The sequence below is a fragment of the Mycobacterium sp. NGS62 genome (genome assembly GCF_059812285.1).
The window spans coordinates 406765-422411 of record NZ_JCALCK010000002.1; the positions used below are offsets into that span (position 1 = coordinate 406765).

The 15647-nt window shown below is 65.8% G+C and carries 16 protein-coding genes; 2 read left to right on the forward strand and 14 right to left on the reverse strand.

The genetic code is table 11. The features are described from left to right. Positions 1-26: 26 nt before the first annotated feature. The 14 genes from AC5Y49_RS06855 to AC5Y49_RS06920 form a co-directional block, all read right to left on the reverse strand. A complete protein-coding gene (locus AC5Y49_RS06855; protein ID WP_499885181.1) occupies positions 27-491 on the reverse strand; it encodes a DUF2784 domain-containing protein in 465 nt (154 codons plus the stop codon). After that, positions 488-1483 carry a DUF5914 domain-containing protein gene (locus AC5Y49_RS06860; protein ID WP_499885184.1) on the reverse strand — a complete coding sequence of 332 codons (996 nt, stop codon included), beginning with the start codon at positions 1481-1483 and terminating at the stop codon, positions 488-490. The genes AC5Y49_RS06855 and AC5Y49_RS06860 overlap by 4 nt, the downstream gene beginning before the upstream one ends. Continuing rightward, complete coding sequence (locus AC5Y49_RS06865) at positions 1480-3003, reverse strand: hydroxysqualene dehydroxylase (RefSeq protein ID WP_499885185.1); 1524 nt, start codon at positions 3001-3003, stop codon at positions 1480-1482. The genes AC5Y49_RS06860 and AC5Y49_RS06865 overlap by 4 nt, the downstream gene beginning before the upstream one ends. Then, positions 3000-3722 (reverse strand): class I SAM-dependent methyltransferase, encoded by a 723-nt coding sequence (locus tag AC5Y49_RS06870; RefSeq protein ID WP_499885187.1) that lies wholly within the window; start codon positions 3720-3722, stop codon positions 3000-3002. The genes AC5Y49_RS06865 and AC5Y49_RS06870 overlap by 4 nt, the downstream gene beginning before the upstream one ends. Then, on the reverse strand, positions 3709-4020 hold the full coding sequence (locus AC5Y49_RS06875; protein ID WP_499885189.1) for a lycopene cyclase domain-containing protein: 312 nt from the start codon (positions 4018-4020) through the stop codon (positions 3709-3711). Before AC5Y49_RS06875 ends, AC5Y49_RS06870 begins: the two co-directional genes overlap by 14 nt. After that, positions 4017-4340, reverse strand: a complete 324-nt coding sequence (locus tag AC5Y49_RS06880; protein WP_499885192.1) for a lycopene cyclase domain-containing protein — start codon at positions 4338-4340, stop codon at positions 4017-4019. The genes AC5Y49_RS06875 and AC5Y49_RS06880 overlap by 4 nt, the downstream gene beginning before the upstream one ends. Continuing rightward, the gene (locus AC5Y49_RS06885) at positions 4337-5275 is read right to left on the reverse strand and encodes a phytoene/squalene synthase family protein (protein ID WP_499885194.1); all 939 of its coding nucleotides are present in this window, start codon (positions 5273-5275) and stop codon (positions 4337-4339) included. Before AC5Y49_RS06885 ends, AC5Y49_RS06880 begins: the two co-directional genes overlap by 4 nt. Then, positions 5272-6792, reverse strand: a complete 1521-nt coding sequence (gene crtI, locus AC5Y49_RS06890) for a phytoene desaturase family protein (RefSeq protein WP_499885196.1) — start codon at positions 6790-6792, stop codon at positions 5272-5274. Before crtI ends, AC5Y49_RS06885 begins: the two co-directional genes overlap by 4 nt. 28 nt (positions 6793-6820) lie before the next feature. After that, positions 6821-7921 carry a polyprenyl synthetase family protein gene (locus AC5Y49_RS06895; RefSeq protein WP_499886294.1) on the reverse strand — a complete coding sequence of 367 codons (1101 nt, stop codon included), beginning with the start codon at positions 7919-7921 and terminating at the stop codon, positions 6821-6823. 273 nt (positions 7922-8194) lie between these two features. Continuing rightward, positions 8195-8599 (reverse strand): hypothetical protein, encoded by a 405-nt coding sequence (locus tag AC5Y49_RS06900; RefSeq protein WP_499885200.1) that lies wholly within the window; start codon positions 8597-8599, stop codon positions 8195-8197. Beyond that, positions 8596-9954: a TIGR01777 family oxidoreductase gene (locus AC5Y49_RS06905; RefSeq protein WP_499885204.1), complete on the reverse strand. Its 1359-nt coding sequence runs from the start codon at positions 9952-9954 to the stop codon at positions 8596-8598. Before AC5Y49_RS06905 ends, AC5Y49_RS06900 begins: the two co-directional genes overlap by 4 nt. Before the next feature lie 26 nt (positions 9955-9980). After that, positions 9981-11204: a glycosyltransferase family 4 protein gene (locus AC5Y49_RS06910; protein WP_499885208.1), complete on the reverse strand. Its 1224-nt coding sequence runs from the start codon at positions 11202-11204 to the stop codon at positions 9981-9983. 109 nt (positions 11205-11313) lie between these two features. Further along, positions 11314-12849 carry a 1,4-alpha-glucan branching protein domain-containing protein gene (locus tag AC5Y49_RS06915; protein WP_499885211.1) on the reverse strand — a complete coding sequence of 512 codons (1536 nt, stop codon included), beginning with the start codon at positions 12847-12849 and terminating at the stop codon, positions 11314-11316. Continuing rightward, positions 12846-13634, reverse strand: a complete 789-nt coding sequence (locus AC5Y49_RS06920; protein WP_499885215.1) for a class I SAM-dependent methyltransferase — start codon at positions 13632-13634, stop codon at positions 12846-12848. The genes AC5Y49_RS06915 and AC5Y49_RS06920 overlap by 4 nt, the downstream gene beginning before the upstream one ends. Positions 13635-13843: 209 nt before the next feature. Here AC5Y49_RS06920 and AC5Y49_RS06925 point away from each other — a divergent pair, with 209 nt between their 5' ends. Both AC5Y49_RS06925 and AC5Y49_RS06930 read left to right on the forward strand, forming a co-directional pair. After that, the gene (locus AC5Y49_RS06925; protein WP_499885218.1) at positions 13844-14644 is read left to right on the forward strand and encodes an electron transfer flavoprotein subunit beta/FixA family protein; all 801 of its coding nucleotides are present in this window, start codon (positions 13844-13846) and stop codon (positions 14642-14644) included. 33 nt (positions 14645-14677) lie between these two features. After that, positions 14678-15634, forward strand: a complete 957-nt coding sequence (locus AC5Y49_RS06930; RefSeq protein WP_499885221.1) for an electron transfer flavoprotein subunit alpha/FixB family protein — start codon at positions 14678-14680, stop codon at positions 15632-15634. Positions 15635-15647 lie beyond the last annotated feature (13 nt).

A 15647-nucleotide genomic window follows, 5' to 3' on the forward strand; every position in this document is an offset into this window, starting at 1 on the left:
CATTTCGGTATCAACGGCTCCGAGCTTTATGAGGCTGGCAGTTTCCTGCGCCGCGCAGCCAACAGCAGCCACGACATGACAGCCGCACAAAAAGCAAGTGACTGCGCGGCGCCGGTGCGTCCATTCGGATAAAAGACGCCTTCCACGTAGCGACCAATGAAGCCTGTCGTCGGCAGTGTGTCCATACCTGCTCGCGCCCGCGCGAACGTTTCGAGCCACGTAAGCGGGCACGGAAGTTTCAACCAGACGACTCCTAGGCCCCAAGCAACGCACGGAACGTGCAACAGAATGGTGCGCCACCAGCGCAAGGCTAGAAATCCACCGCTGGGAACGTAGACGAGGAAAGCTGTGTGCGCGCTGACCGTCAACACGACGGCAGCGAAATATGCGCGCCGGGTGGCTGTTTGAGCTTGTTGCGGCGAACTTGCCCCGGGCGCATCCCGTAGTGCGCTGCTGCGCGCGTCGGACTGGGAACTCGGGCGGTCGATCACGAACCAGTACGTACCTGGTAGCGGCGCTCGGCATAAGCGAGGTCGTCTCGCCAGAGTCGGGTGGCGGCGTAGCGCATCAGCGGCGAAATGAGTCGCGACAGCCGGGATGCGAGAGGAAACCCCGGACGGCTGGAATGTGCGACGACGGCCTCCAACACGGCCGTACGTGGGCGTCCATCGGGGCCTGGACCGATTGGCGTGGCGTGCGTTTCGACAACGCTGCCAACTCCTTCGCCCTCGACGATCCGCATCACCACGGTCCGCGCGTCGGTGCACATGAACTCGGCAATCACCGGCACACCAAATCGAGCCATCCGAAAGGTGACTGCGACCAGAAAACGGTCGTCCTGCTCGGTCGGGGTGCTGAGGACGTCGAGATTGGTGAACGAATACGGGTGAAACCACGCGCCATGCCATGGATCGAGCCGGTTAGCGATGATGTCCACGGGTTCGCATATCCCGACCACTTTGGCGACGGCATGGACCGTTTCGCCGGTCGGCCGATGAAAATTCAACGGCTTCTCCGAGGGCGGCTCTGCGCCGATGTCGTCGAGTCGCACCCAGACGAGCACACCGTCGTCGTAACCCCGCAGCGGTGCCCAGCCGTACTCACAGCCTTCGCCGTCGAAGGCCAATCCGTGCCATCGGCACATCAGCGTGCTGTCGTGAACTACGCCGGTCGCGAGATCCGCCCCAAGATGCGGACAAGTGCGCGGGCCGACATGGAGGCGGTGCCGCTGGTCACGCCAGGCGACAATGTTGACTCCGGCGACGACGGCACCGAATGGACGGTCGGTGCGTACCTCGCGGCTCGCGGCAAATGCATACCAATTTCCGGTGAGTCGACGTTGGGAGCGGTCCAGCGCGCCATTGATGATGACCGGCTTTGCGTCGCGGTAGGTCGGTTTCTGGCGAGCCCACGACGTCGGTGGCACGATCTGCAGCGGCCAGCTCTTCGGCCACCGCTGCCGTACGTGATCTCGAATATTCATGAGGATCTCAATTTTTGACGATTCGCCAGCCAGCGCAGCGGCGCCCATCGGCCGCGGGTGGGCACCGTGGTCAGCGTATGACCGGCAAGCCCCCACTGGGCCAGTAGCCGGTTGGCCGCCGACCAGCCGGTGGTGGCGGCGCGCTCCATCAGCGCCACCGGAAGATCGACTCGAATCCCATCGCCGGCCAGCATCAGCCCGGGTTGTGGCGTGGTGATGCTCGGGCGGTGCGCGTAGGAGCCCGGCGTGAACAGCGGGCAATCGCTGCGATGGAGTACGCGTTCATGGACGATGTTCGCCTCCGCAGTCTCCGGATAGAGCGTATGTAGTTGCCGGATCGCAGACCCCCTGCATGGTGCGAAATGCAGTGCATAGGAGTGTAATTCGACAACGGAGCCGCGTCGGCGCTGAGCCCAGTCGCGGGCTTGGCTTTCATAGCGTTCCAACACGCTGATGTTGTCGAGCGGCTTATGGCCGGCGGTCCCCAGAAATGCCGGGCGGTGGCCCGCGACGGGCCGGTCAAGCCACAGGCGATGTACCGCGAAGGGCGGCGCGCTCCGCAGTTGCTGTATCTGGTTACGCCACGTGTCGTCGGCCAGGGTCATTGACGCTGCGGTGATTCGCTGCAGGCCGCCGATGTCAGTGGCCAGGACCACAGCGTCTGCCTTGAGGCGGTCATTGGAGTCGGTATGCACGCTGAACGCGTTGTCGGCCTCGACGTCGATGCGAATTGCACTGTGCCCAAGGTGGAACCGCACGTCATGCTCTTCGAGGTAGCGCTGTAACGGCTGCCACAGAGCGGTGTCGTAGTTCGATGTGGGAACGTCGAAGATGAGGCCCTCGCTGGAGCCGAGAAAGTAGATGTGGAACATCGTCGCCAACTCGGCTGCCGACAGCTGCGAGGGTTCGGCGAAAAAGCTGCGGGAAAACACTTCGAACGCCAGATGCCGTGCGGCATCAGGGAAGTTGATACCTTTCAAAAATGTTTCGGCGTCGATATGGTCCAGCCGCTGATAGATGTCGGGCAGAGACACAGTAGCTAGCGGCGCAGCGGCCCGCGCGTCGATGCGGGCCAGATCCGGGAGCCGGAAGGTGGGGCTTCGCATCGCGAACGCCAGCGCGTTCCACGGCGGTGTTCGGGGTAGGCCGCGGAAGCTGTCGCGCCGGCCGGCGCCATCGACTAGCGGATAGTCGTCGACGGGCGCGAGCATGTGCAGTTGCGGGTCGATCCGCTTCAGCAGGTCCCTCAGGTTGTAGTACTGGCGAAAGAATGCGTGGAAGCCGCGGTTCATGGCCAGTTCGGTGCCGTCATGGTTCTCGGTCCAGCCGCCGACCCGTCCGCCCAGATAGTTTTCGCGCTCAAGGATCGTGACCGCAACGCCGCGTTCCGCCAGTCCGGTTGCGGCGGTCAGCCCGGCGATGCCGGCACCGATGACCACGACAATTGGGCGTGACATCAATGCACTGGCATGGCGCAAACCCGTTGGGGGCGCGTGGGTTTGACGGCGACGATCGGTCATTGTGGCGCATCCGCGAGGAAGGTGTGCACGATATTGGCTTCCCAGCCCGGCATGGTTTGGCTGCGCACCGCGGTGAATCCGGCGTCGGAAAGCCGGCGCCGAAAACGTGCTGCACCATCGAATGCCAGCACGCTTTGCCACAAGTAGCGGTACAGCGTGGCGTCGCGCGTGCGCCACCACCCGGTCGGGATGATGATGCCCCAGCACACCGCATGCCATACCGCGGTGGCCGCGCGAGAGTCACGCACCGAGTACTCGTGTACGGCCAATGTGCCGCCGGGCCGTAGCAGCGCACAGAACTGTTGCAACTGCTTATCCGGCTCGGCGAGGTTGCGCACCAGGTACGCCGCCAGGATGCCGTCGAACGGTCCGGTGACCCCGTGGTCGGCCAGTTTCTCGACAGGGGCATGCACGAACTGCACTGAGGGTGGCCATTTCTTGCCGGCTGCGACATCAAGCATGCCCCGCGAAGCGTCGACGGCGACGATATCGGCTTTCGGCGCGACCGTGAGCAGCGCAGCAGTCGATGCGCCAGTGCCGCATCCGGCATCGAGCAGTCTTAGCCCGTCGCCGTCACCAGGCAGTCGCATGCGGCGTGCCGAGCACCGCAGGTGCGGGTGATAGCCCGGATTTGCACGGACCAACCGGTCGTAGGCAACCGCGCCGGCGTCGAATGCGCGGGTTAGCCCGTCGTCGGAGCCGAGCCTATCTGCGCACACGTTGGCGTTCCCATAACAGCAGCACCGCAGTGAGCATCGCGAAGCCGAACAAAAAATCCTCGACCGGGATGTCGAACGGAAACCGCAGCCCGCTGATCTGGCGCTCGTCATAGCTGACGATGGGGGCGCTGCGCTTGGTCAGCCAGCCGTCCACCGGAACCTGGAAACCGAGCACGATCAGCATCGACAACCAGTAGGCGGGGCGCCGAAACAGACCGGTATGCAGCAATGCCAATTCGATTCCGAAGACTGCCAGCACAGCCAGTAGGGCCGGCAAGGCATAGCCCAACCCTGTCATCGTCGGCTCACCCAATCGAGAATTGTGCTCACCGCGTTAAAAGTCAGCAGAGCGCATAACGGAATTACGATGAAGAACAAAACCTCCTCGATCGGCACGTGAAACGGAACGCGCAGACCGGTGATGTACGCAGGGTCATAGGTCCAGATGTGGCAGGCCACCGCGATTTCATCCCAAATCAGGAAGAGCACGGCGACGGGTAACACCGCGCGGACGATTCGTCGCGGTTGGCGGTAGACCCCGCGTCCGAACACCTCCAACGGTGCGGTGATTGCCAGGCATGCGGCCAGGACGAGCAGATATTGCCATCGATCGCTCATGCCGCACCTGTTTCGCCGGCACGGGCCTTCCATGCACGAATCAGGCCCGCACCGGCTACTCGCAGTCGTCGGGCGGTACCGACTGTGGCGCGCCGCCCGAAAACCGCGAAGTCGTTGTCTTCGATCTCCTCGAGGATCTCGGAATACAGCGTCAAAGCGGTTGCCACGCAGGGCCGGGAGCGAGGCGCCAGCGACGCAATCCCGTCGGCGGCAAACCGATATGTCTGCCGGGCGATTTCGTGCTGGGCGGCCAGGGCGCTGCGCACCCAGGTATCGGTGCGATGATGGTGGTGGCACCACATCAGCACATCGCGATCCACACAAAAACTGGCGAGTTCGTCTGCGGGCAGGTAGATCCTGCCCCGCATCAGGTCTTCGTCGACGTCACGCAGAAAGTTGGTGAGCTGAAACGCCCGCCCGAGGGCCGCGGCGTAGGGGGTGGCCTCCGCCACGGAGCAAATGGTGCCGAGTATCGGAAGTAGTTGCAGTCCAATCGCTTCCGCTGACCCTCGCATATAGCGGTTGAGCGCCTCGCGGTTGGGATAGTCGGTGACGGATAGATCCATCCGCATCGACGTCAGGAAGTCATCGAATAAAGCCGCATCGATGTCATAGCGGCGTGCGGTGTCGCTGACCGCGGCGAGTACGGGATCTTTATGGTGGTCGCCGCCGGCGAAGAACCGATCGCATAGCTCCTGCAGTCGTAGCGTTCGGACATCGATTGTCAAATGCGGGTTGAAGTCATCGAGGATATCGTCGGCGTAGCGGGCGAATCCGTATAGGGCATGCACCGGAGGCCGTTGGTCGGGCGCCAGCAATCGGGTGGCCAAAAAGAACGTGCGCCCGTGTGCGGCATTGATTTCGCGGCAGCGGCGATACGCGTCACGCAGCCGGGGGTCGTCAATGCCGGCGGCGTCGAGTTCGCTACGGATCATGGCAACGAAGCTTTCAGGTCGAGGTGTTTCCGTGATCGGCCGACGACCCCGGTGATGCGGTCGGCCGCCAGCCGCCCGGAGATCAGCGCGGTCGGCACACCCACGCCCGGGACGGTCGACGATCCGGCCAGCACCGCGTTGTCGATGCCGCGCACGATGTTCGCCGGGCGGAATGGCCCTGTTTGGCCAAAGGTGTGTGCGAGCGCGAACGGTGTGCCGGCGGTCATACCCTGACGGGCCCAGTCGACTGGGTTGATGACGTCGAGCACCCTGGCATCGTCGCCCAGGTCCGGTATTAGCCGGTCCTGCACGGTGTCCACAATCGTTTGCGCGTATGTCTGACCTGTGACCGACCAGTCGACCGCGCACGTGGAAAGGTTGGGCGCCGGGGCGAGCAAATAGAGTAAGTCTCGTCCGGCCGGTGCGAGCGTCGGATCGCCGGCGGTCGGCCGGGTGACAAGCAATGACGGATCTCGCATCAGCCGGCCGTCGCGAATGATGTCGGTGAACGTGTGCTCCCAGGAGTCACCGAAAAGAATTGTGTGGTGGGCGGTCGACGGGTGCACACGGCGGCAGCCGACGTGAACCACAACCGCAGACGGCGATGAGCGCAAAGCACGCAGGCGACGCGGTGTACGGCCGAGTAATTCGTAGGTCTGGGGTAGTTCGGTGGTGAGTACTACCGCATCACAGTCGATTCGCTGGCCTTGGTCGGTTCGGATGGCGGTGATTTCCCCAGCGGCGCGGTCGAGGCCGGTGACGGTCGATCCGTAAAGAAACCGCACACCGGAGTCGGCTGCCGCGGCAGCCAACGCGTCGGGTAGCGCTCGTACACCACCGCGGGGGAAGAAGACGCCCGAGATGGTGTCCATGTAGGCGATCACCGCATAGGCCGCCAAGGCGTCCTGCGGAGCCACACCGGCATAGAGCGACTGGAACGTGAAAACCCGCCGCAACCGCGGGTCGGTGATGTGTCGCTTGATCATCGTGTCCCACTTACGAAATCCGCCCATCACCGCCAGCTTTGCCAGCTGCGGCGTCAACAGATCCAGCGGTGAATCGAAGTTCGCGCCGATGAAGCCGTCGATTTCGATGCGGTACAGGCGGGTCAGCCAGTCACGCAGCCTGCGATAGCCGACAGCCTGCTGGTGGCCGGCGAAGGCTTCGATGGCGCTGGCCATTTGATCCGGGTCACGGTGTACATCGATCCAGCTGCCGTCGGCGAACATGGCCCGATAGGCCGGGTCCACCGGCAGCAGTTGCAAACGGCCGGCGCAAGTCTCACCCACGGCAGCGAAGGCATCGTCGATGATGTCCGGCATCGTCAGGACCGTCGGACCGGTGTCGATCCGGTAGCCGTCGACGTCCAGGCGGCCTGCCCGTCCGCCGGGCCACGGTTGCCGCTCCACGACGGTGACCGCCCGACCGCGCCCCACCAGATGTAGGGCTGCAGCCAGGCCCGCCAAGCCGGCGCCGACGACCACCACGTGATCGCTACGTCTCCAGACAGTTCGCATCAGTGCAAAATTCCCGAATTCATGCGGCTCATTCGTCGCGCTCTGTGCACGCGGTCGCCATGTTTGCCAGCGCTTCTCGCAACGCTTCGTCGATTGCCATGTCGGCCAATGCTTTTTGCGCCGTCGCCACGTTCTCGCTGATCATGTCTTCTATCCACTGCACAGCTCCCGTTGTGGCAATCAGGGTCTTCCATCTATTGAGTGAGGAGTCCTCCAAGTGGCCGCTGCTCATTAGTTCGGTCAACTCGCGGCGGGTGGGCGGGTCCGCCATCTGCTGCGCGGTCACCATGACGCTCGTTGCCTTGCGTTCAAGCAGGTCAACGCCATCGGGCTTGCCTGTGCGCGCCGACGAACCGAAAACACCCAGCAGGTCGTCGCGCAGCTGGAATGCCTCCCCGACGGCGGCGCCGTATCGGCCAAGCTGGGAAATTGTGTAACTATCGCAACCGGCCATCGCCGCGCCAATCTCCAAGGGCCGGCGCACCGTGTAATTACCCGACTTACGTCGTGCCACGATCAAAACGGACTCCAAGGATGGTTGATCGCGGACGTCGCTTGTCAGGTCGGCGAACTGGCCTATCGCCAACTCCACGCGCATGGCGTCATAACGTGGCCACACTTGCTGCAGGCGAGGAAAGTCCATGCCACATTCGCGCAGCATCTGCTCGGCCCAGATCAGACACAAATCGCCAAGCAGAATCGCCGCCGATTCGCCGAACCGGCGTGTTGAACCGGATAGCGCCTTCCCGCGGTGCCAAGCCGCCAATTGGATATGCACCGCCGGCCGGCCTCTCCGTTGGGGCGACTCATCCATCACGTCGTCCTGTAGGAGCGCGAAGGCGTGCAGCAACTCGAGGCTGGCGGCCGCGCGCAGGGCCGCGTCGTCGGCTTCCGCCCCACACAGCCAGCCCAAATACATGAATGACGACCGCAGGCACTTTCCGCCCGAGACGAACTTCAGCAGGATGTCGCCGGCCGCATCGATACCTGCGCGATCCAACTCCGCAGTGCGTGCGGAGACAAACTCCGACACGTGAAGAAGCACAGCATCCCGAACACTCGCACGCCAGGCATCGAAGCTGCCTGCGTCCACTCCGTCAGTAGCGCCCGGCAAACCCACTGCGGGCATGAACGACAAACTAGAAAGTTCGCTCACCGACGGCCCTTTCTGAACGTTTGTCAGCGGCTTGCTCGGCTGGCTTAACCTCACGCGGTCATACCCCCCTGACGGCACCTACAAACACTCCAAAAAGGGCTGTTGCCAAGACAACGCTGACTCCTGATGGCGGTCAGACTGCTCGACAAAGCCAGTTCAGTTCCTTAAACGTTAAGGTACTGAAGTTTTGCCGTGGTGGCTACCAAGAGGGCAGCAGCAGTCACAAATCGGGGTCTTCTGCCGTCGTTATCGCTGGAGCGAGTCGTCCAGCGCTGCGCGCAGCCCTTCGGTATCGGCCACGGTCACGGTCAGCGCGGAGTGGTCACGCAATCCGATAACCCGGCGAATCGGCGGGTCGAAGTGGATGCAGACGCCCGCGGTGGCATTCGTTCCGAAGGTCAGGCCGTCGTCGGCCATGGACAGCCGTGGTCCCACCGCAGTCCACCACCGATACGGCCCGGTCACATGGGCATCGTCGATCTGCTGCAGTGGGACCTCGACCCGAAAGGGCCCGAAGCGGGCAATCAATCGGCTATCGGTGAGCGTGACGCCCTGGGTGGTGGGCCAAACCCGGAACGGCAGCCACATGGGCACCAGCCGAGGGTCATAGCGATACGGGAAGTAGCGCCCTTGCGGCTGTTGCTTCGTCATGCCGCCGCCCGGCCCAACAGGTGGCACAACGCCGGCTCGAGGCTGGGTTGGCGAAATCGGTGACCGGCGCTCTGCAGACGGGCGGGGTTGACCCGTTGACTTGCGCAGGCCAGTTCGCGGGCTCCCTGGTCGCCAAGCAACAGTCGCGGCCCCAGCGCGGGTACCGGCAACACCGCCGGCCGGTGCAGCACGCGCGCGAGAGTGTGGGTGTAGTCGATGTTGCGCACCGGTTCGGGGGCCACCGCGTTGACCGGCCCGGACAGTTCGGTGTCCCACAGCCCGCGGTGGTAGATGTCGATGAGGTCGTCGAGGCCGATCCAGGACAGCCACTGCCGGCCGTTGCCGACCCGCCCGCCCAGTCCGGCGCTGAACAGCGGACGCAGCAGGCGAAGCGTTCCGCCGCTCGGGGATTGCACGATACCGGTGCGGATGCGTACTACCCGGTTTCCGGCTTGTTCTGCCGGCACTGTCGCATCTTCCCAGTCGGCGACGACGTCGGCGAGGAACCCGTCGCCGCGCTCGCTGTCCTCGGTAAGAATTTCGTCGCTACGGTCGTAGCCGTAGAAGCCGATCGCCGACGCGCAGATCAGCACGGTTGGACCGCCGGGTGTTTGGGCGACGAGTTCGGCCAGCCGCCGGGTGGGGTCGATTCGGCTGTCCCGAACCGCGCGTCGGTGGTCGTCGGTGAAGCGCCCGGCGATCGAGGCGCCGGCCAGGTGGATCACCGCGTCGACACCGGCCAGTAGGCCCGGGTCTGGGCTATCCGGATCCCATTGCCGCTCAGTGGCATTGGTTGGTCGATGCCGCACCAGCCGGATGAGACGGTGCCCGCCGGTGGACAGAAATGCGCTCAACGCCGACCCGACCAGCCCGGAGGACCCGGTGATCGCGACGGTCAGCGGCCGCAGACCGTGTTCGGCCGCCTGCCGGTGCGCGGCCAAGTCGTCGGCAAGTTGGCGATGGCGGTAGCCGAACATCGGCCGAAGCGCCCGCTCGGGCACCGGTGTTGCAACTCGGTCGATCACCCGGGTCCGATCAGTGTCGACCTCGTCGAAGTCGTGGGTGTGGCGCCACCGGACCGCGATCCGGGCGGGCAACGAGGCCAATCCGGCGCTGTCGATCTCGTCGACGAAACGTCTTGGCGGGTCGTAGAAGTCGGGCCGATGCTGGGCCACCCAGCGAAGCCCGCCCGGCAGTGCGAGGGTCGCTCGGCCGTTCTCCAGCGAGTCGGCTTCGGCGACCAACCGCATCGGCTGCCACGGCGGCGACAGCCGGGTGAACGCCCCGGGGCGGGCATGCCAGGCGAACACCTCGTCGCGTGGCGCATCGATCACACTGGAGTAGACCAGGCCCATGACTCGACGGTACCGGCCTTTTCGGACTACCGGTCGGGTAGTGCGTGGGCGACGATGGGCAACCGGGGCAGGGGTTGGCGTTCGCGACGCTTTGCCGCCAGGTACACCTGGGCGGTCTCCTCGGCCACGGTGTGCCAATCGAAGTCCGAAGTCAGCCGCTGCCGGGCGGCGTGCGCACGGCGCTGCGCGGCGGCCGGGTCGTCGAGCACGGCACCGACCGTCTTGGCCAGCTGGGCCACGTCGCGCGGTGGGCAAGACATGCCGGTCTGGCCGTTGATCACCGCCTCGCCCAAACCGCCGATGTTCGACGTCACCAGCGGAGTTCCGGCCGCGGCGGCCTCCAACGCCGCTAGCCCGAACGGCTCGTAGTGGCTGGGTAATACGGCTGCGTCGGCGCGGTGCAGCGCGGCCAGCAGGTCGGCATGGTCGAGCCGCCCGACGAAGTTGGTTGCCTTGAGCACCCGGTGTTTTCGCGCCTGGTCGATGAGCCAGTCCTGCTGGGTGCCCTCGCCGGCAACGGTCAGCGTCGTTCCCGGATGGGCTCGCCTGATCCGCGGCAATGCGGCGATCGCGTCGTGTACGCCCTTCTCGTATTCCAGACGGCCCACATACAACAGCTCCGGTGGACCGGTGCGGCGCCGGCGGGCCGCGAATGGCCAACGCCCCGCGTCGATTCCATTGCGAATCACCGTGATCTGGGCCAGCCCCGGACCGAACAGTTCGGTGATCTCGTCGCTCATCGACGCCGAACAGCTGATCAGCGAGTCGGATTCACGCACCAGCCATGACTCGAGGGCGTGCACCTGGCGGCTGACAGGGCCGGACACCCAGCCGGAATGCCGGCCGGCCTCGGTCGCATGGATGGTGGAAACCATTGGTACGTCGTGGAACTCGGCTAGTGCCATGGCTGGATGGGCCACGAGCCAGTCGTGTGCGTGCACAACATCGGGGGTGAAGTCCAGCGATAGCCCGGCGCGGGTCATGGCGTGTCCCATGGCAAGGGTCCAGGCCATCATGTCGTCGGCGAAGGTGAACTCGTGCGGGTCCTGCGCAGCCGCGACCACCCGCACGCCCTCGCTGAACTCCTCTGTCGACGGATGCGTGCTCGGGTCGGTTCCCGTCGGTCGGCGGGAGAGCACGACGACCTCGTGGCCGGCTGCAGCCAGTGCCGTCGACAGGTGGTGGACGTGGCGGCCCAGGCCGCCGATTACCACCGGCGGGTACTCCCACGACACCATCAAGATCTTCATGCGGTTGCCCACCTTTGGCGCGCCCACACTTGGCGCGAGCGTGCGTGTCCCCGGTCCGTACACGGCGTGTCGGACCGGGGACACGCACGCTCGCGGGAGAAGGTGACCCTCAGCATGGCAGCCGCCGGGCGTCGAGGGCGCCGAACAAACCGTCGGCACGATTCCAGCCGTCGGCCAGCCGCTGGGCGACCTCGCGGCGGCCCGACGCCAACGCATCGGCGATCTCCCGGGTGGCGTGGGCGTGCAGGTGCGCCCGGTAGCGCGCGTAGTCGGCGGCGGAATCCTTGCTGACCATGAACGGCCAGTCGCTGGAGACCGTCAGCAGCGTCTCACGCAGGATCTGGTCGGCAACCTGATCGCGGGGGATCGGCCCATCCAATGACGCGTTCTGGGTCAGCGCCTTGTCGACCGTACTCAGCGCGGTGTCGACCACCTCGGTGTTGAGCTGGACCAGATCGGCCACTTTGTCCCCGGACCACACCTGCCAGTCCTTGCCGGAACCCCAAGAGCTGGGCGGCAATTCGACGGCAGAGCCGACAAAACCGTCGGCGATCGCGTCGCTCAAAGTGCCGACCCGCACCCCGGCTTCGGGCAGGGCACGCAAGACCCGCTCCAGCCATACCGGTCCCTCGTACCACCAATGGCCGAACAATTCGGTGTCGAACGCAGCGATGACGTGGGCCGGCCGCCCGATTCGCTCGGATTCGGCCAGCAGTCGGCCGCGGACGACGTCGACGAAGTCGTCGACGTGGACGTCGACCGCACGGTCGGCGCGCTCGGGATCGTAGGGCGCCTTGGCGTCCGAGGGCACGTTGCGGCCGGTGACCCGGGCCGGCTTCAGGCCGGTGCGATGGTCGTAGGTGTGGAAGTCGCGGTAGGCGGCGTGACCGGGGTAGCCGGACTTCGGCGACCACACCCGGTAGCTGACTTGCAAGTCACGCCCGAACGCCACCACATCGGTGTCGCCGACCGGCCGTCCCAACGCGGTATCGCCGTGCAGCGAGGGGCCGTCGACCATGAAATGCCCGACTCCGGCTGCGGCGTAATCGTTTTCCATGCCCGGGGCGTAGGCACATTCGGGAGCCCAGATCCCGCTGGGGGTGTGCGCCAACCGCTGCCGAGCGTCGGCCAGCCCTTCGCGCAGCGCGAACTCCCGCAGCCGCGGATGCAGCAACGGCTGAAACGGGTGCGCCAGCGGGCCGCCGAGCAACTCCACCGTGCCGGCATCGACGAGGCCGCGCAGCAGTGGGCTGCCGCCGTGGTGCCACAGCGTGGCGAAGTCCTCGAGGGCCTGGTCAGCTTCGGCGCGCTCGCGAATCCCGAAGTCCCGCAACGGCTCCGGTAGGCTGGTGGCCTCGGTGGCGCGCAGCCCCCAGTTGGCCAGCCAGTGGTACATGCCGTCGAGGCAATAGGGGTCGTCGAGTTGGGCGGTCACCACCGGCGTCATCCCCAGCGTGACCACCCGGTGCCGGTCTTCGCCGGCCAGCGTGTGCAGTACCCGCAGCAGCGGTAGGTAGGCCGCCGACCACGACTGGTAGAGCCACTCCTCGCCGACCGGCCAGCGGCCGTGGTGGGCCAGCCACGGCAGATGCGTGTGCAGCACCAGGGTGAACAAACCGGGGACCCGGTCGGCGGAATGGCTCACGGGCGCACCGCGATCGCGACGAGATCCAGGCTGGCGTCGATATCGCGGTCGGCTGCGTCGACGATCTCGAAGTCGGCGGCACTGACCGCAGCGACATCGGCCAGCAGGTCGGGTGGCCAGGGGGCGTCGGCCACCGCCCGGGCAACCTGAGCGTCGATGATCGAGCCCCCGTGCCGGGCATCCATGTCGGCCAGCCGCGGTCCGTGGAAGACCCCGCTCAGCGTCACTGTCGCGAACCCGGCGTCGAGCAGCAACTGCCTGAGCTCGTCGGCATTGAGCTCGCGGGTATGAAACGGGTTGATCGGGGTGTCGCGGCCCGGTGAGAACGTGATCCGGTTCGGCGTCGACACCATCAGCACCCCCGACGGCCGCAATACCCGGGCGCATTCGGCGACGAACTGTGTCTGATCCCACAGATGCTCGATGACCTGGAAGTTGACCACGGCATCCACCGACGCGTCCGGCAACGGCAGCGCAGCGAGGTTGCCGTGCATGACCTCCACCCGTGGATAACGTGCGCGCACATGAGCGACCGTCGACTCGTCGTAGTCCAGCGCGACCACTCGGCGCGCCACCGCGGCGATCAAGTCGGCGCCGTAGCCTTCGCCGCAGCCCGCCTCGAGCACTTCGCGGCCGGCGCAGCGCGAAGCCAACCGCTGGTAGACGACCTCGTGGCGGCGAAACCAGTAGTTCTCCACGTCCAGGCCGGGAATGGTGCGCTCACCGGTCAACGGCAGTGCGGCGTCGACCGGGGTGTGCGGAACGTCGGGAACTAATGCGCTCATTGCATAGGGAGGCTAGCCCCTGCGGCGCCGATCGCGAATGGGGTCACCGCAGACGGGCGGGCAATCGGGCCTAGCACGACCCGCTATGGTGTGAGAGCGAACCGCACAAAGTTACCGCTCAGTAACATGCGTGTGTGGTGGCGTAAGACGTGACCCAGGTCCTGCAGTCGACGGCTGTGGGACTCCTTCGAGGAGGACGAACCACACTTATGACGAACATCGTGGTCCTGATCAAGCAGGTCCCAGACACCTGGTCGGAGCGCAAGCTCACCGACGGCGACTACACGCTGGATCGCGAGGCCGCCGACGCCGTGCTGGATGAGATCAACGAGCGCGCCGTCGAAGAGGCGCTGCTCATCCGGGAGAAAGAGGCCGCCGACGGCACTGAGGGGTCGGTGACCGTGCTGACCGCGGGCCCGGAGCGGGCCACCGAGGCAATCCGCAAGGCGCTGTCGATGGGCGCCGACAAGGCCGTCCACCTGCTCGACGACGGGATGCACGGCTCCGACGTCGTCCAGACTGGCTGGGCGCTGGCCCGTGCGCTGGGGACCATCGAAGGCACCGAGCTGGTGATCGCCGGCAACGAATCCACCGACGGTGTCGGCGGAGCTGTGCCGGCCATCATCGCCGAGTACCTGGGTCTGCCGCAGCTCACCCACCTGCGCAAGTTGTCGGTCGAGGGCGGCAAGATCACCGGCGAGCGGGAGACCGACGACGGCGTGTTCACCGTGGAGGCCTCGCTGCCGGCAGTGGTCAGCGTCAACGAGAAGATCAACGAGCCACGCTTCCCGTCGTTCAAGGGCATCATGGCCGCCAAGAAGAAGGAAGTCACCAACTTGACGTTGGCCGAGATCGGTGTCGAGGGTGACGAGGTCGGGCTGGCCAACGCCGGGTCGAAGGTGCTGGCGTCGAACCCGAAGCCACCCAAGACGGCCGGTGAGAAGGTCACCGACGAGGGCGATGGCGGCACCAAGGTCGCCGAGTACCTGGTCGGCCAGAAGATCATCTAAGACCCCTAGACCCGAAAGATACGGACATAACTCATGGCTGAAGTACTCGTGCTCGTCGAGCACGCTGAAGGTGCGCTGAAGAAGGTCACCTCCGAACTGATCACCGCCGCCCGTGCGCTGGGTGAGCCGGCTGCTGTCGTGCTCGGTGCGCCCGGAACTGCCGAGCCGCTGGTCGACGGCCTGAAGTCGGCTGGCGCCGCCAAGATCTACGTCGGCGAATCGGAGACGGTCGACAACTACCTGATCACCCCGGCGGTCGACGTGCTGGCCGCATTGGCCGAATCGGCGGCGCCGGCGGGCGTGCTGCTGGCCGCCAGCGCCGACGGCAAGGAAATCGCCGGCCGGCTGGCCGCGCGGATCGGCTCGGGGCTGCTGGTCGACGTCGTCGACGTCCAGGCCGGCGGCAAGGCGGTGCACTCCATCTTCGGTGGCGCCTTCACCGTCGAGGCCCAGGCCACCGGTGACACCCCGGTGATCACCGTGCGGGCCGGCGCAATCGACGCCGAACCGGCCGACGGCGCGGGAGAGCAGGTCACCGTCGAGGTGCCCGAGCCGACCGAGAACGCCGCCAAGATCACCTCCCGTCAACCCGCCGTCGCCGGCGATCGCCCGGAGCTGACCGAGGCCACCATCGTGGTCTCCGGCGGTCGTGGTGTCGGCAGCGCCGAGAACTTCAGCGTGGTCGAGGAATTGGCCGACGCGCTGGGCGCTGCGGTCGGTGCCTCGCGTGCCGCGGTGGACTCCGGCTACTACCCGGGCCAGTTCCAGGTGGGCCAGACCGGTAAGACGGTGTCGCCGCAGCTCTACATCGCACTGGGCATCTCCGGCGCGATCCAGCACCGCGCCGGCATGCAGACCTCCAAGACGATCATCGCGGTCAACAAGGACGAAGAGGCGCCGATCTTCGAGATCGCCGACTACGGCGTGATCGGCGACCTGTTCAAGGTCACCCCGCAGCTGACCGAGGCGGTCAAGGCCCGCAAGGGATAGCTTTTGCTGCGTG

Excerpts from the sequence above, each read along its gene's own strand:
- AC5Y49_RS06885 (WP_499885194.1), bottom strand. The coding sequence starts at position 5,275 with ATGATCCGTAGCGAACTCGACGCCGCCGGCATTGACGACCCCCGGCTG.
- crtI (WP_499885196.1), bottom strand. The coding sequence starts at position 6,792 with ATGCGAACTGTCTGGAGACGTAGCGATCACGTGGTGGTCGTCGGCGCC.
- AC5Y49_RS06920 (WP_499885215.1), bottom strand. The coding sequence starts at position 13,634 with ATGAGCGCATTAGTTCCCGACGTTCCGCACACCCCGGTCGACGCCGCA.
- AC5Y49_RS06905 (WP_499885204.1), bottom strand. The coding sequence starts at position 9,954 with ATGGGCCTGGTCTACTCCAGTGTGATCGATGCGCCACGCGACGAGGTG.
- AC5Y49_RS06910 (WP_499885208.1), bottom strand. The coding sequence starts at position 11,204 with ATGAAGATCTTGATGGTGTCGTGGGAGTACCCGCCGGTGGTAATCGGC.
- AC5Y49_RS06930 (WP_499885221.1), top strand. The coding sequence starts at position 14,678 with ATGGCTGAAGTACTCGTGCTCGTCGAGCACGCTGAAGGTGCGCTGAAG.
- AC5Y49_RS06875 (WP_499885189.1), bottom strand. The coding sequence starts at position 4,020 with ATGACAGGGTTGGGCTATGCCTTGCCGGCCCTACTGGCTGTGCTGGCA.
- AC5Y49_RS06895 (WP_499886294.1), bottom strand. The coding sequence starts at position 7,921 with ATGCCCGCAGTGGGTTTGCCGGGCGCTACTGACGGAGTGGACGCAGGC.
- AC5Y49_RS06880 (WP_499885192.1), bottom strand. The coding sequence starts at position 4,340 with ATGAGCGATCGATGGCAATATCTGCTCGTCCTGGCCGCATGCCTGGCA.
- AC5Y49_RS06865 (WP_499885185.1), bottom strand. The coding sequence starts at position 3,003 with ATGACCGATCGTCGCCGTCAAACCCACGCGCCCCCAACGGGTTTGCGC.
- AC5Y49_RS06900 (WP_499885200.1), bottom strand. The coding sequence starts at position 8,599 with ATGACGAAGCAACAGCCGCAAGGGCGCTACTTCCCGTATCGCTATGAC.
- AC5Y49_RS06925 (WP_499885218.1), top strand. The coding sequence starts at position 13,844 with ATGACGAACATCGTGGTCCTGATCAAGCAGGTCCCAGACACCTGGTCG.
- AC5Y49_RS06860 (WP_499885184.1), bottom strand. The coding sequence starts at position 1,483 with ATGAATATTCGAGATCACGTACGGCAGCGGTGGCCGAAGAGCTGGCCG.